Source organism: Halobellus sp. EA9 (assembly GCF_051195055.1).
In the GTDB taxonomy this organism is placed as follows: Archaea; Halobacteriota; Halobacteria; order Halobacteriales; family Haloferacaceae; genus Haloquadratum; species Haloquadratum rubicundus.
The window spans coordinates 40,975-54,547 of the sequence record NZ_JBNTJW010000001.1; the positions used below are offsets into that span (position 1 = coordinate 40,975).

Sequence of the window (13,573 nt, forward strand, 5' to 3'; positions counted from 1 at the left end):
CCGTAATGAGACGGTCGCTGGGACGCTGGGCGGTGATCCGCGCGTGAGCACGGACGCCGAGAGCGACGGCGAGTCCGACCCGACCGAGAGCGACGCCTTCCGGCGGACCTGCGAGGAGCTCGTGGGGCGCATCCTCGACGGCGAGGTCGACCGCGAGAGCCTGGAGTCGGCGAAGCTCGACGCCTGCTCGGAGCACTCCTCGCCGAAGGTCCCGAAGAACGTCGAGATCCTCCAGCACGCCCCCGAGAGCCGACGCGAGGAGGTGAAAGAAGTCGTCCGCCGAAAGCCCGTCCGAACCGCCTCGGGCGTCTCGCCGGTGGCGATTATGACCTCGCCGCATATGTGCCCGCACGGGAAGTGCCTCTACTGCCCGGGCGGGCCGGCCTCGGAGTTCGACTCCTCGCAGTCGTACACGGGTCACGAGCCCGCGGCCGCCCGCGGCGAGCAGAACGACTACGACCCGTACGGGCAGGTGACGCTGCGGCTCGAACAGCTCCGACACATCGGCCACCCGGTCGACAAGGTCGAACTGATCCTGATGGGCGGGACGATGACCGCCCGCAGCCACGACTACCAGGAGTGGTTCGTCAAGCGTGCGCTGGAGGCGCTGAACGACTACGATCTGGACGCCGAACCGGAGCCGGCCGAAGAGCAGTCGTTCAAGCCCGACCCCGAGGACGTCGAATTCCGCTACCTCGAAGACGTCATCGCCGAGAACGAGACCGCCGACATCCGGAACATCGGGACCACCTTCGAGACCAAGCCCGACTGGTGCGACCCCGAGCAGATCGACCGGATGCTCGACCTCGGCGCGACGAAGGTCGAGGTCGGCGTCCAGACGACCTACGAGCGCATCAACAGAGAGATGCACCGCGGCCACGGCGTCCAGGCGTCGATCGACGCCAACCGCCGGCTCCGCGATGCGGGCTTCAAGGTCGGCTTCCATATGATGCCGGGCCAGCCGGGGATGACGAAGGAGATGATCCTCGAGGACTTCCGGCAGCTGTTCGAGCGCGAGGAGTACCGGCCCGACTACCTGAAGATCTACCCGACGCTCGTCGTCCGCGGGACGCGCGTCTACGACCAGTGGCGCCGCGACGAGTTCGAGCCGCTCGGCAACGAGGAGGCCGCCGAGGTCATCAGCGAGGTGATGAGGATGATCCCCGAGTACACCCGCCTCCAGCGGGTCCAGCGCGACATCCCCGCGGACTTCATCGACGCCGGCGTCTGGAAGTCGAACCTCCGGCAGCTGGCCGAACAGCGCGCCGAGGAGAAGGGCATCGAGATCCGCGACATCCGCGCCCGCGAGGCCGGAATGAACGACGCCGACCCCGACCCCGAACGGGTGGAACTCGGTGTGGAAACCTACGAGGTCGCCGGCGGGACGGAGCACTTCCTGGCGTTCGAAGACCCCGTCGAGGACCTCCTCGTGGGGTTCTGTCGGCTCCGCTTCCCGAACGACCCGGTCCGACGGGAACTGGCGGACGCGGCCGTCGTTCGCGAACTTCACGTCTACGGGAGCGAGGCCGGCATCGGCAGCGGCCAAGGCGAGTGGCAGCACCGGGGCTACGGCCGCCGACTAGTCCGCCGGGTGGAGGAGCTCGCCGCCGACGCCGGCTACGACTCGCTGGCGATCATCTCCGGGATCGGCGCGCGCCAGTACTACCGCGAGAAGCTCGGCTACCACCAGGACGGTCCGTACGTCTCGAAGCGGTTGGAGTAGGGGCTGACAGTCGACACTCGCGGTCCCGCGCCGACGTGTCGAGCACCCGCGGCCCGACGCGGGGCGACGTTCAGAGCACGGGGACACTGGCTGCGGATTCGTATATAAACGCTCGCGACGAGACGACGCACTGATAGTGATTACTCTCACTGTTTACCGCCGAACGCCGCCCCCGGTAACGGTGTTCGGCGGTAAGAGACGAGAGTAATCACTACGAGAGCGCTAACAGAGCTCTACGCGTCGTCGAGGCCGATCGACATCTCGATGTGCGGGATTCCCGCCTCCTCGAACTCCTCGCCGTGGGCGTCGTATCCGAGCCGCTCGTAGAACTCGTGGACGCGCGTCTGGGCGTGGAGCGCGAGTCGGTCGAACCCTTTCGTGCGCGCGGTTTCCTCGACGGTCCGCATTATGTCTCGACCCCAGCCCTCGCCGCGCCTGTCGGCCGCGACGGCGACCCGTTCGGCCTTCGCGGTCGTTTCGTCCGCCGCGCGGAGCCGGGCCGCCCCGACGGCCGCGCCGTCGTCGTACGCGACGAAGTGGGTCGCGTCGGCGCCGGGCTCGTCGTGATTGTCGTACTCGATCGCCTCGTCGACGCCCTGTTCGTCGACGAACACCGCTCGCCGGACGGCGAAGGCGTCACGCCGCTCGGCATCGGTCTCCGCGACGAACACGCCGGTCCGTCCGTCGTCCGCTGCCCCGCCCCCGCGTCCATCGTCGGCTGTGTCGGTCACGTCCGAGGTGTGGCGGGCCGGGAGGCTGAGCGTTTCGGATCGAGGTGCCGGATCGAACGACGTGTCGGATGGGGATCGGAATCGAAATCGGAATCGGAAGAACGCACTCCAGCCGTCAGGGCCGGTCGGTCGCGACGCCGCCGTCGACGGGGTTCGCGGTGCCGGTGCCGCCGAGGCCGCCCCCGTCGCCGTCGCGCACCTGCACGTACGCGTCGGCCATAATCCCGTAGAGGGCGACGAAGAGCACGGAGCTGAGGACGTTCACGATGACCTCGCTCGCGACCGGCGGGCCGACGAGGTCGATCACCGAGCCGACCGCGCCGACGACCCCGCCGATGACTCCGGCGAGGAGGACGATGACAGCCAGCTTCAGGCGGTTCCCCTTCGAGCGAGTCCAGCTCCGCTTGATCGCGGCGATTGCGCGCTCGTCCTCGATGCTCACCTCGAAGGCGAAAAAGAGGAAGCACGCGCCCAGGTAGATACCCGGGAGGATCAGGAACGCCAGCCCGATCGAGACGGCGATGCCGATCAGGATGCCGCCGCCGATGAGCGAGAGGGTGGCTCTGCCGATCCGACGGGTGTAGAGCGACGACGGGAAGGATCCCAGTTCGCGCATCGGGCGTGCGAGACCCCGCGCCATCGCCACGAAGTACGCCGAACTGAGGATCATCACGAGCAGGAAGAGCACGGCCGCGGCCGTGCCGGAGACGGGTAGCGTCAGCCCGAGCATCTGCGTAGCCTCGGCCGGCGCCCCCTCGGGCAGGAACCCGAGAACGAGCGTGTTGGCCGTCGCCTGAATCAGGAACTGGATGGCGAGCAGCGCGACGAACAGCGCGCCGCCGCTTCGGGTGAGTACCCGTCTGATACCGTTACCGAACGCTTGACCGAGTCGGAGGGCCATACGGGTGTGTCCTTCGCGATCCGTTATAAGACTACGCGAGACTCAGAAACGGATTTCAGCCATCGCGATTCGGCGGCGTCGCGAAAAAATGGTCGGGGTGTACGAGTCGTCGCTTACTCGAAGAGCTCGACGGCCTGTTCGTAGCGGGCGCTGGGTTCGTCCCAGTCGACGACCTCGAAGAAGTTGTCGATGAAGTCGCCGCGGGCCGGGCCGTAGTCGTGGTAGTAGGAGTGCTCCCAGACGTCCAGCGCCAGGATCGGGTGGGAGCCCCAGAGCGCGCCCTGGTCGTGCTTGTCGACGACGACGTTGCGCAGTTGGTTCGAGAAGGAATCGTAGACCAGCAGCGCCCAGCCGCTCGCGTTGGACGCGGCGGCCTCGAACTCGCCCTTCCAGGCCTCGTAGGAGCCGAAGTCCTCTTCGATGCGGTCCGCGAGGTCGCCCGAGGGCTCGTCGCCGCCTTCAGGCGACATCGAGTTCCAGAAGAGGTCGTGCAGGATGTGACCCGATCCGTTGTGGGTCACGTTCCGGATCGCGCCCGCCGACGAGGAGAACTCGCCCGCCTCGCGGTTCTCTTCGAGCGTCTCTTCGGCGCTGTTCCAGCCGTTCACGTAGCCCTGGTGGTGCGTGTCGTGATGCCACGTCAGCACCTGCTCGGAAATGTGGGGTTCCAGCGCGTCGTAGTCGTACGGAAGGGGATCGAGTTCGTAGCTCATAATATTTACCTCCATTCCATCACACGTTCGGGACGCTGTTAAACATTCAGGGAGGTGTGGTAACAAGTATGTCACTGATTTCAGTTACTCCGGGTCGTCGCCGGTGTGCGCCGGACGCTCACGGCCGATCGGCGTCACGGATCGGCGGTCGAGAGCCACCGCGCCGGTGCGGAGCGGCGTCGATGGATTCGGTCAGACGCGGCCACGGCATAGAGTGTCACACCGATACCATCTCAGGGGTAACTAATACTGCTTAGCGATCGCACGGCGAAGCGTCTCAGAATTGGAACGGGGACTCAGATCGAAAGCGGTGCCGACAGACGCGCGAACGCGCCGGATTCCGATCGTAACGATATCGGAGAGCTCCCTCGGTCGTGGCGACAGCGGGGGCTTACTCGTCGCCGCGTGCGGCCTCGAACATCGCCAGCGCCGACTCGCGGCGCTCGCTGTGATCGACGATCGGCTCGGGGTACTCGGGGGCGGCGTTCGCCCGCTGAGTCGGGGAGAGCTCGTGCCACTCGTGGATCAGGTCGGACTCGACGCCGCGGAGCTCCGGCACGTACTCGGTGATGTACTCCGCGTCGGGGTCGTAACGCTCGCCCTGCGTCATCGGGTTGAAGATCCGGAAGTACGGCTGGGCGTCGGTCCCCGTAGAGGCGGCCCACTGCCAGCCGCCGTTGTCGTTGGCGGTGTCGTGGTCCGCGAGGTGGGTCCGGAAGTGGTCGTAGCCCTCGCGCCAGTCGATCTGGAGGTCCTTCGTGAGGAACGAGGCGACGATCATCCGCACGCGGTTGTGCATATACGCCTCCCGCTTGAGTTGGCGCATCCCGGCGTCGACGATCGGATAGCCCGTCTCGCCGTCCTTCCACGCCCGCAGCTCCTCGGGGTCGTTCCGCCACTCGATATCGTGTTCGTACGTCCGGAAGTTCTCGGTGACCACCTCGGGGTTGTAAAAGAGGACGTGCGCGTAGAACTCCCGCCAGGCGAGCTGGGACTGGTACTCCTCGACGGAGTCGACCTCGTCTCCGTCGGCGCGCTCGTGGGCCGTCGCGGTCGCCTCGTACACCTCGCGGACGCCGATCGTTCCGAACTTCAGGTCCGTCGAGAGCCGCGAGACCGCGTTGCGGGTCGGGTAGTCCCGGTCCTCCTCGTACCGGAAGATGCCGTCCTCGCAGAACGCCCGGAGCCGCTCGCGCGCCGCGTCGGTGCCGGCGGACTCGACGTCGGCTTCCGGATCGTCGAAGCCGAGTTCCTGAATCGTCGGCAGGTCGTCGCCGTCGACGTCGGCGAGAGCGTCGGCCGCGGGCGCGTCGACGGGCTCGGGCTTCTCGCGGTCGCGCCACTTCTTCCAGAAGTAGGTGTACACCGAGTAGGGCTCGCCCTCGTTGGTCGTGATCGAGCCCGGCTCGTGGAAGATGGCGTCGTGGAACGACTCCCGGGCGACGCCGCGGTCGTTCAGCGCCCGCCGCACGCGGGCGTCGCGCTCGCGGGCGAGCCCCGAGTAGTCCCTGTTCCAGACGACCCGGTCGGCGTCGTACTCCTCGGCGAGATCCGGGATGACCGACGCCGGATCCCCGCGGGCGACGACGAGGTCCGAGCCGTGCTCGCGGTACCACGCCCGCAGTTCGGCGAGCGCGTCGAGGAGATAGCGGACGCGCGGCGCGCCGGCGTGGTCGAGGACCGCGTCGTCGAAGACGAAGACCGGGACGACGCCCCCCGTCTCGCCGTCGGTCGCGTCGGCCTCGACCGCGTCGGCGGCGGCCGAAAGCGCTCGGTTGTCCGCCGCCCGGAGGTCCCGGCGGTGCCAGTGAATCTGCATACCGACCAGTGGGCCGCCCCCGCCGTCAACGTGTCGGCAGAACCGTCGTGATGCCTACTCCACTTTTTACCGCGATCGCCGTCAACGGGGGCGGCGCTCGGCGATGTGAGACGAGAGTAGTCGGTATCAGCCCTCGCCGACTTCGATCGGGTCGATCCCCTCGCGGCGTCCGTCCAGGACGGCGAGCCGCTCGTCGCGACGCCGTTCGAGGAGGTGGAGCAGGCGCTCGGCCCACCGGAGCTTCCGCGCCTTCGCGTCGCTCACGTCGGGATCGTCGAAGTCCCAGCCGACGAACCGGAGGTCGGCCGCGCCGAGCGCGTCGGCCAGGAAGGCCGCCCGGTCGCCGTCGGTGAAGCCGCCGAAGTTGTACACCGAACCCACGGGCGCGGCCTGTGTCGTCGCGAGCACGTGATCGACGTCGCACCGCGGCGCCCACGCCTCGACGAGCTCGACGTTGTCGCCGTGGGCGTGGGCCGCGACCGGGACCCCGTCCCGGCTCAGTTCCACCGCTGTCTCGGGGTTCTTGTCGAGGTCCGTGACGAAGCAGTCGAGGTCGTAGCCGGCCGCCAGAACGACGTCGGCGGCCGTCGAAGCGGCGAAAATCCGGTCGGCGTCGGCGACGCGGTCGACCTCCTCGTCGAGGCCGGGCGCGGCGCCGACGACAGCAACAGTCTCCCCTGAGCAGTCCAGTCGGTCGAGGTCGAAGGGCGTCGCATACTCGGCGATGACGTCTCTGGCGCGCTCGTCGCCCTCGCGGGGGTACCCGAAGTCGCGGAGGATCGCCTCGTAGATCGGCTCCCAGGTCTCGAAGCGCATAGCTACCGCTCCCGGGCGTTACGGTACGAGCCGGAATGGCACCAAGTACCCCTACCCGCGTGCCCTTCCGGCTTCCATTGGGTCGGTTCCGAACGGTCCGTCATAAGCTTTCCCGTGTTCTTCGGCGTCTGACGCCCCCTGTGACGGCGTCAGACGGCGGTTTAGTGGGCGGACGTCCACTCGAACGCGCGAGACGCGCCGAATCAAACATCGAGCCGGAAATTCGCGGGATACGGCCGGTACGATGGCGGCGCACCGGGCGCAGTCCGGTCATTCGACGGCCTCCGTGATCGTATCGAGCGCCGCGACCAGACCGTCGGACGCTTCCGATCGGTCGTCGACGCGTTCAGGGAGCCCGACGAGCGCCCGCGGCGTCCCGAACAGAAGCGCGCGCCGGCCGCCCGGACCCGAGTCGTTTCCGCCGTCGCTCCGGGGCGCCACGTCGCCGCGAGCGGCCTGGTCGTCGCCGCCGTCGCCGACGACAACGGTCGCTCCCGAGCGGGCCGCAGCGGTCGAGAGCGCGCCGACGTCGCCGTCGGAGAGCCCGCCGAGCTCGAACACGCCGGTCGCGGCGTCGCGGGCGGCGTCGGCGGCGTCGGCGGCGCCCAGCCGGTCGAGGTGGCGCCTCGCCTCGGCCGGCGCGGTCACGTCTAGTTCCTCGACGGCGACGTCGCCGGCGTCGCGCTCGCGGACGCGCGAGCGGGCGAACTCGTGGCCGATCAGCGCGGCGTCCCGCGTCTCGGCGACGTCGTGGGTGCGGATCACGTGCGCGCCGCGTTCGACCGCCATCGAGGTCGCCGCCAGCGACACCGGCAGCGCCTCCTCCGTCGACCGGCCGGCGACCTCGCGGAGGAAGTTCTTTCGATTGATCGAGACCAGGATCGGATAGCCGAGCCCGCGGAACTCCCGGAGCCGGCGGAACGTCTCGCGGTCGTCCGCCAGGGTCTTGTCCTCGGACCAGCCGCCGAAGGCGGGGTCGACGAGCGTCTTGTCGGTGAAGCCGTTGAGCGAGAGCGCGTCGTAGATGTCGTCGACGTCCTCGATCGCGCCCGGCCGGGTCAGGTCCGGCGGCGAGGCCATCTTCGCGACCGCGACGTCCCGCTCCGCACAGACGCGGGGCATCTCCGGGTCGGCGAAGCCGCAGATATCGTTCACCATATCGAAGCCGCGGTCGAGCGCCTCCTCAGCGACCTCGTGGTAGCGCGTCTCGATCGAGAAGACGGCGTCGCCGGAGACGCTCTCGATCGTCTGGACAGCAGTTTCGAGCCGTTCGAGCTCCCCCTCCGCGGAGAGCACCTCGAAGCGCTTGTTCGCCGATTCGAGGCCGACGTCGACGATGTCGGCGCCCTGGTCGATGAGCTCGTCGTCGACGTAGGCGGCGGCCTCGCCGGGGTCGTCGAAGACGCTCGGGTCGTAGGGGGACTCCTTCGAGACGTTGAGCACGCCCATAATCCGCGGCGGGTGCTCGTCACCGATCGGCAGTCCGGCGGCGTCGACAGTTCGCATACCCGACCTGAGGGCGGCGGACACATATACTGTCTGGCAGCGGCTCGCGGGGAGGGAGCCCCCGTCCCGCCGACGTCGACTCGTCGGTTCTTTGGCGTCGCGGCGCGAACGGCCGGCTATGCCCAGGCCCAAATCGGACTTCGAGACGCTCTACCCGTACCGGCTCTACGAGCCCGAGGAGATCCTCGATCCCGACCTGATGTACACCGTCCCGGAGATCGCCCGACTCCTCCAGGGGCTCGATCCCGATGTCGAACTCGATCCCGAGACCGAAGAGAGCCTCGTCCGGTGGACGGTTCCGTGGCTGATGACCCACACCGACGACCTGGTGATCAACGATCCCGTCGGCGACGAACCGGGGTACTTCGGCGTCGAGAGCGACGAGCGGCCCGCAGAGGAGATCCCCGAGGACGCCGACGAGTGACGCGGTGACGGACGTCCGGCGCCGAGCGAGTCATAGTGATTACTCTCGTCTCTTACCGCCGACGCCGTCACCGGGGGTGGCCTTCGGCGGTAAACAGTGAGAGCAATCACTATCAGCCCATCTGTGCCGCGTGCTCGGCGACCTCCAGGTCCGAAAGCGGGTCCTCGACGACGCTTCCCCCGTGGCCCGTGTGGAGCGCGCTGAGGTCGTCGCCGACCGCCTCGCGGAGCTTGCGGATGCTCTCGACGAGCGCCGCGCGGTCGCCGCCCTCCAGGTCGGTCCGGCCGAAGCTCCCGTTCTCGAAGACCAGATCCCCCGCGAAGCAGACGCCGGTCGCGGGGGCGTACAGGCAGACGTGGTCGGGCTTGTGCCCGGGCGTGTGGAGGACGTCGTAGTCGTCGTCGCCGAGCGGCACCGAGTCGCCGTCGGCGACGGCGTGGTCGACGTACTCGCTGTCGGCGTCGAACCCCCACGTCTCGACGTCGAACGCCTCGCGGATCGCGGCGACGTTCTCGACGTGGTCGGGGTGGGTGTGCGTGAGGTAGAGCCGATCGACGGCGTCGGTGTGGGCTCTGATCCGCTCGACGACGTCGAAGTTCGCCCCGGCGTCGACGAGAGCGGTCGTCTCGCCGGTGACGAGGAAGACGTTCGAGGTGAAGGCGCGAACGTCGCGTGCGAGGTTGTGTATCACGCTCCGACGTAGCCGACGAGCCGACTTCGCTCTTTCTCATCCGCCGCCTCGGCCCGGTTTCTCCGACGGCGCCTGGGCCGAGACCCCGTGGGCTTTTGGTCGCCAGCGACGACGCTCCGGTGTGTATCGGAAGGGCCACTACGGCGTCTCGCTGCTCGTGTTCGCGCCCGTCGCGTTCGTCCTCCTGGCGATCGACCGCGGCGATCTCGCGGTCGTCACCGGCGGCGCGATGCTCTGGCTGGCGATGCTGCCCGACCTCGACCACAAGATCCCGGGGATCCCCCACCGCGGCCCGACCCACTCGCTGGCGTTCGCCGCGCTCGTCGGCGCCGTCTTCGCGGGGGTCGGAACCGCGCTGTCGGGAGTCGCGAGCGAACCGCTCTCGACGGCGGTCGTCGCGGGCGGGCTCTCGATCGCGGCCCTGGGATTCGCGATCGGCGCGCTCGCCGTCGTGGCCCACCTCGCGGCCGACGCGCTGACGCCTGCGGGCGTGAACTTCCTGTGGCCGCTGTCCGGGCGGACCTACTCGCTCGGCCTCTGGCGCGCGGACAACGCCGTCGCGAACTACGGCCTGTTCGCCGTCGGCGTCTTCGCGACGGCCGCGGCGGCGTATCTCGGCGTCGCGGTGTGAGCCCCGACTGGGGGCGGCGGCGGGGTCCGCGTCACAAAGCTTATTTATCGCCTTCTCGTTAGGGCAATTGCAATGGCGAAAGGTACGGTTGCGTTCTTTAACGACACAGGCGGTTACGGTTTCATCGAAAGCGAGGATTCTGAGGAAGACGTCTTCTTCCACATGGAGGACGTCGGCGGCCCGGACCTCGAAGAAGGCCAGGAAGTGGAGTTCGACATCGAGCAGGCCGACAAAGGCCCGCGCGCGACGAACCTCCAGCGCCTGTAAGAACGCAACACAGCGGTTAGCGGTACTGCGGTCGGCGGTTCCGTCGATTCTCACCACGATTCTTCATTTTCACGCGCTGAGCGGGAGCCACGCCGTTCTCACACGCCGTACAAGCCTCACAGGTCGCCGTCCGCCGCGCGCTCGCGGACCTCGGCGGCGCGCTCGCGGATCGCGTCCCACTCGTCGTCGCTCTTGCGGTCCACGTGGGAGTACATCAGCCCCATCCGCCCGGTGCCGCGGAGCGCCTCCTCGTTGCGGTCGAGGAAGTCCCAGTAGAGCGCGTTGAACGGACAGGCGTTCTCGCCGGTGGTCTTCGTCTTCGCGTACCGGCAGTCGCCGCAGTAGTCGCTCATCCCGTCGATGTAGTTGGCCGAACCGGCGTAGGGCTTCGAGGAGAGGACGTCCGATCCGAACGTCCCCATCCCGACGACGTTCGGCGTCGTCACCCAGTGGTAGGCGTCGACGAAGCCGAGGTGGAACCACTCGTTCAGCTCCGCGGGGTCGACGCCGTAGACGAGCGCGAAGTTCGCGAGCACCATCAGGCGCTCGATGTGGTGGGCGTAGCCGCGGTCGCGGACGTGGCCGACCGCCTCCGAGAGGCACTTCATATCCGTCTCGCCGTCCCAGTACAGCGGCGGCAGCGACGCGGTCTGATCGAGTTGGTTCGCCGTCGCGAGCCCCGGCATCGCCCGGCGGTAGACGTGTCGCATAAACTCCCGCCAGCCGATCACCTGGCGGACGAAGCCCTCGACGCTGTTGAGCGGGGCCTCGCCCGACTCGTAGGCCTCGACCGCCGGCTCGACGACCTCCCGCGGGTGGAGCAGCCCGAGGTTCAGCGCCGCCGACAACAGGGAGTGACACAGCGCCCACTCGTCGCCGAGCATCGCGTCCTGGTACGCGCCGAACTCCGGGAGCCTGACGGAGACGAAGTGCGAGAGCGCCTGTCGGGCCGCCTCGCGCGTGACCGGCCAGACGAACGGCTCCGCCGAGCCCCAGTGGTCGCCGTACCGCTCCTCGACGAAGGCCTGCACCTCGCGGGTCGTCTCGTCGGGCTCGAACCGCGGGACGTCGGGCGGGGACCACTCCGGGGGCGGCGTCTCCCTGTTTTCGTCGTCGTAGTTCCACGCCCCGCCGACCGGCTCGTCGCCGTCCATCAGGATGCCCGTCTCGCGGCGGACGTGGCGGTACCACTGCTCCTGGCGGAACGTCCGGTCCGCGTTGGCGCCTCCGCTGGCTCCGTCGCCGCCGTCCCCATCTCCGCCGTCACCGTCCCCGTCGCCTCCGTCGCCGGCCCACTCGTCGAAGAAGTCGCGGCTCGTCAGAAAGAGGTCGTTCTCGACGAGCGTCAGCGAGCCGCCGCGCGACTCGACCAGTTCCCGTCGGCGCTCGTCGGCGCCGTGACTCGGCGACTCCAGCCCGACGAGGTCGTCGCCGGGGTTCGCCGCGAAGTAGCGATCCAGCGCCTCTCCGAATGTCTCCGCGCGGAGGTAGGTGACCTCGTAGCCGCGCTCGCGGAGCTCATCCCGGAGGTGCCGCATCGCGCTGAAGACCAGCGTGAGCTTCTGCGGGTGGTACGGCCGTCGGTCGGCGAAGGCGTGGGCCTCGATCAGGAGCACGCGATCGGCCGCGGCGAGCGGCGCGCTCTCGGGGGAGAGCTGATCGCCCAGGAGCCAGACTGTCATCGTCCGTACCTGTGCCGGCGGGGACAAAACCGCCACGGCCGTCGCTCGGCAGCGACCGCGCGCCTCGCCCGCCCGCGACGACGTAATTTCGTCCGAAACGACCGATTTCGGGCGCCTCGGAGAGTTGTTCGCGAGAACGGACGTAGGGCAAGAATTTAGACGGCGGGCTCCGAGGGGGTACATAGACCGATATGGACGGCGCTACTCCCCGAATCCTCGTCGTCGAAGACGAGCCTGACTTGGCCGAACTCTATGCCATCTATCTCTCGGATACGTACGATGTGGAGACGGCGACCGACGGCACGACCGCGCTCGAGCTCGTCGACGACGACGTCGACATCGTCCTCCTGGACCGCCGGATGCCGGACCTCACGGGCGACGAAGTGCTCGAAGAGATCCGGGCCCGCGGCATCGACGCGCAGGTCGCGATGATCACCGCGGTCGAGCCCGACACCGACATCGTCGAGATGCCCTTCGACGACTACCTCGTCAAGCCCGTCACCCAGGACGACCTCCACAGCCTCGTCGAGGTCCTCCTCCGCCGGGCGAACTACGACGAGCGCTCCCAGGAGTTCTTCCGGCTCGCCTCAAAGAAGGCCGCGCTCGAATCCGCGCCCGACGTCGCCGTCGAGAACGAACCCGAGTACCAGGAGCTGACACAGCGGATGGAGGAGATCCGCGAGGAGCTCGACGACACGCTGGCGGACCTGAGCGACGACGACTTCCGCGACGCGTTCGCGTCGTTCCCCGACGGCGAGGGCGACTTCGACGTCGACGAATCGGATTCGGACCCCTTCTGATCGCTGGCTTCGCTTCTACTCCCGCCGACTGCCCGGCTGCGGATCCACGTGCGCCGGCGCCAGCAGGTCGTCGAGGCGCTGTTCGTCGAGCCACTCCAGCAGTCGGACCAACTGCTCCGTCGCGGCCTCGAAGAGCCGCTCGCCGATCTCCGCGGTCGCGTCCGTCTGATCGCCGAAGACGCCGTTCTCGGAGTTCTCGATCGCGTCGTAGAACGTCCGCGCGCCGTGTTTCTGGAGGAACTCCGCGTCCTCGACGTCGACGAGGCCGCCGTCCCGCGCGGCTTCGAGCCGGTCCTCGCGCACCAGATCGGGGGCCAGATGCTGGATCATCGCCGTCTCCTTCGGGCCGCCGTGGGGACCGTTGTGCTCGAAGACCTCCTCGACCAGGTCGGGGATCGACTCGTCCCACATCCACTCGATCGCGTACATCGTCCCGTCGTCGCGGAGGCGGCGGCCGACCTCCCGCAGGTGGTCGACGTTGCCGCCGTGGGCGTTGACGTAGACGACGCGGTCGATCCCGTGGTACGCGAGGTTCCGCGTCAGCGACTCGACGTAGTCGCGGAACTGCGGCGGGTCGACCCACATCGTGCCGTGGAACTGCCGGTGGTGCGGGCTGACGCCGACGTTCACCGTCGGCGTGCAGAGGTATCCCGTCCGGTCGGCGGCCTCGCGCGCGAGGCCCTCCGCGATAAGGTGGTCGGTCGCGAGCGGGAGGTGTGGGCCGTGCTGCTCGGTCGAGCCGAGCGGGATTAGGGCGACCGATTCCTCCGCGACGTACTCGCCGAGTTCCGGCCAGGTCCGGTCTGCGACGTACATACCGGCCGGAGGCGATGGAGCGTCAAGAAGGTACCCACCGCGGACCGCAGCGC

At 68.5% G+C, this 13,573-nt stretch carries 14 protein-coding genes; 5 read left to right on the forward strand and 9 right to left on the reverse strand.

Annotated elements, in window-relative coordinates; all coding sequences use genetic code 11:
* Positions 1-43: 43 nt before the first annotated feature.
* The gene (locus ACQUQ0_RS00195; RefSeq protein ID WP_435182476.1) at positions 44-1,723 is read left to right on the forward strand and encodes a tRNA uridine(34) 5-carboxymethylaminomethyl modification radical SAM/GNAT enzyme Elp3; all 1,680 of its coding nucleotides are present in this window, start codon (positions 44-46) and stop codon (positions 1,721-1,723) included.
* A gap of 233 nt (positions 1,724-1,956) precedes the next feature.
* Here ACQUQ0_RS00195 and ACQUQ0_RS00200 read toward each other — a convergent pair whose 3' ends face one another.
* The 6 genes from ACQUQ0_RS00200 to ACQUQ0_RS00225 form a co-directional block, all read right to left on the reverse strand.
* Positions 1,957-2,454 (reverse strand): GNAT family N-acetyltransferase, encoded by a 498-nt coding sequence (locus ACQUQ0_RS00200; RefSeq protein WP_435182477.1) that lies wholly within the window; start codon positions 2,452-2,454, stop codon positions 1,957-1,959.
* Positions 2,455-2,569: 115 nt separating this feature from the next.
* A complete protein-coding gene (locus tag ACQUQ0_RS00205) occupies positions 2,570-3,355 on the reverse strand; it encodes a hypothetical protein (protein WP_435182478.1) in 786 nt (261 codons plus the stop codon).
* A 113-nt stretch (positions 3,356-3,468) separates the two neighbouring features.
* Positions 3,469-4,068, reverse strand: a complete 600-nt coding sequence (gene sod, locus ACQUQ0_RS00210) for a superoxide dismutase (RefSeq protein WP_435182479.1) — start codon at positions 4,066-4,068, stop codon at positions 3,469-3,471.
* Positions 4,069-4,459: 391 nt separating this feature from the next.
* Positions 4,460-5,887, reverse strand: coding sequence for a cryptochrome/photolyase family protein (locus ACQUQ0_RS00215; RefSeq protein ID WP_435182480.1), 1,428 nt, complete (start codon positions 5,885-5,887; stop codon positions 4,460-4,462).
* A gap of 126 nt (positions 5,888-6,013) precedes the next feature.
* Positions 6,014-6,703, reverse strand: coding sequence for a 6-hydroxymethylpterin diphosphokinase MptE-like protein (locus tag ACQUQ0_RS00220; RefSeq protein ID WP_435182481.1), 690 nt, complete (start codon positions 6,701-6,703; stop codon positions 6,014-6,016).
* Positions 6,704-6,973: 270 nt separating this feature from the next.
* Positions 6,974-8,209: a dihydropteroate synthase gene (locus ACQUQ0_RS00225; RefSeq protein ID WP_435182482.1), complete on the reverse strand. Its 1,236-nt coding sequence runs from the start codon at positions 8,207-8,209 to the stop codon at positions 6,974-6,976.
* A gap of 118 nt (positions 8,210-8,327) precedes the next feature.
* On the opposite strand from ACQUQ0_RS00225, the gene ACQUQ0_RS00230 reads away from it, so the two are divergent.
* The gene (locus tag ACQUQ0_RS00230; protein ID WP_435182483.1) at positions 8,328-8,633 is read left to right on the forward strand and encodes a DUF5827 family protein; all 306 of its coding nucleotides are present in this window, start codon (positions 8,328-8,330) and stop codon (positions 8,631-8,633) included.
* A 112-nt stretch (positions 8,634-8,745) separates the two neighbouring features.
* Here the strand turns inward: ACQUQ0_RS00230 and ACQUQ0_RS00235 are convergent, their stop codons facing one another.
* On the reverse strand, positions 8,746-9,324 hold the full coding sequence (locus tag ACQUQ0_RS00235; RefSeq protein WP_435182484.1) for an MBL fold metallo-hydrolase: 579 nt from the start codon (positions 9,322-9,324) through the stop codon (positions 8,746-8,748).
* Positions 9,325-9,445: 121 nt separating this feature from the next.
* Between ACQUQ0_RS00235 and ACQUQ0_RS00240 the strand changes: the two genes are divergently transcribed.
* Both ACQUQ0_RS00240 and ACQUQ0_RS00245 read left to right on the forward strand, forming a co-directional pair.
* Positions 9,446-9,955, forward strand: a complete 510-nt coding sequence (locus ACQUQ0_RS00240; protein WP_435182485.1) for a metal-dependent hydrolase — start codon at positions 9,446-9,448, stop codon at positions 9,953-9,955.
* Between the two features lie 72 nt (positions 9,956-10,027).
* The gene (locus ACQUQ0_RS00245; RefSeq protein WP_011571141.1) at positions 10,028-10,222 is read left to right on the forward strand and encodes a cold-shock protein; all 195 of its coding nucleotides are present in this window, start codon (positions 10,028-10,030) and stop codon (positions 10,220-10,222) included.
* A gap of 116 nt (positions 10,223-10,338) precedes the next feature.
* Here the strand turns inward: ACQUQ0_RS00245 and ACQUQ0_RS00250 are convergent, their stop codons facing one another.
* Entirely contained in the window at positions 10,339-11,904 is a 1,566-nt protein-coding gene (locus ACQUQ0_RS00250) for a cryptochrome/photolyase family protein (protein WP_435182486.1), read from the reverse strand.
* Positions 11,905-12,095: 191 nt separating this feature from the next.
* Between ACQUQ0_RS00250 and ACQUQ0_RS00255 the strand changes: the two genes are divergently transcribed.
* Positions 12,096-12,704, forward strand: coding sequence for a HalX domain-containing protein (locus tag ACQUQ0_RS00255; RefSeq protein ID WP_435182487.1), 609 nt, complete (start codon positions 12,096-12,098; stop codon positions 12,702-12,704).
* A gap of 15 nt (positions 12,705-12,719) precedes the next feature.
* On the opposite strand, the gene ACQUQ0_RS00260 is transcribed toward ACQUQ0_RS00255, so the two are convergent.
* Positions 12,720-13,520: a creatininase family protein gene (locus tag ACQUQ0_RS00260; RefSeq protein ID WP_435182488.1), complete on the reverse strand. Its 801-nt coding sequence runs from the start codon at positions 13,518-13,520 to the stop codon at positions 12,720-12,722.
* Positions 13,521-13,573: the final 53 nt, after the last annotated feature.

Bases quoted from the DNA above. Each gene is read 5' to 3' on its own strand.
- ACQUQ0_RS00205 (WP_435182478.1), bottom strand. From the start codon at position 3,355: ATGGCCCTCCGACTCGGTCAAGCGTTCGGTAACGGTATCAGACGGGTA.
- sod (WP_435182479.1), bottom strand. From the start codon at position 4,068: ATGAGCTACGAACTCGATCCCCTTCCGTACGACTACGACGCGCTGGAA.
- ACQUQ0_RS00215 (WP_435182480.1), bottom strand. From the start codon at position 5,887: ATGCAGATTCACTGGCACCGCCGGGACCTCCGGGCGGCGGACAACCGA.
- ACQUQ0_RS00220 (WP_435182481.1), bottom strand. From the start codon at position 6,703: ATGCGCTTCGAGACCTGGGAGCCGATCTACGAGGCGATCCTCCGCGAC.
- ACQUQ0_RS00225 (WP_435182482.1), bottom strand. From the start codon at position 8,209: ATGCGAACTGTCGACGCCGCCGGACTGCCGATCGGTGACGAGCACCCG.
- ACQUQ0_RS00230 (WP_435182483.1), top strand. From the start codon at position 8,328: ATGCCCAGGCCCAAATCGGACTTCGAGACGCTCTACCCGTACCGGCTC.
- ACQUQ0_RS00245 (WP_011571141.1), top strand. From the start codon at position 10,028: ATGGCGAAAGGTACGGTTGCGTTCTTTAACGACACAGGCGGTTACGGT.
- ACQUQ0_RS00250 (WP_435182486.1), bottom strand. From the start codon at position 11,904: ATGACAGTCTGGCTCCTGGGCGATCAGCTCTCCCCCGAGAGCGCGCCG.
- ACQUQ0_RS00255 (WP_435182487.1), top strand. From the start codon at position 12,096: ATGGACGGCGCTACTCCCCGAATCCTCGTCGTCGAAGACGAGCCTGAC.
- ACQUQ0_RS00260 (WP_435182488.1), bottom strand. From the start codon at position 13,520: ATGTACGTCGCAGACCGGACCTGGCCGGAACTCGGCGAGTACGTCGCG.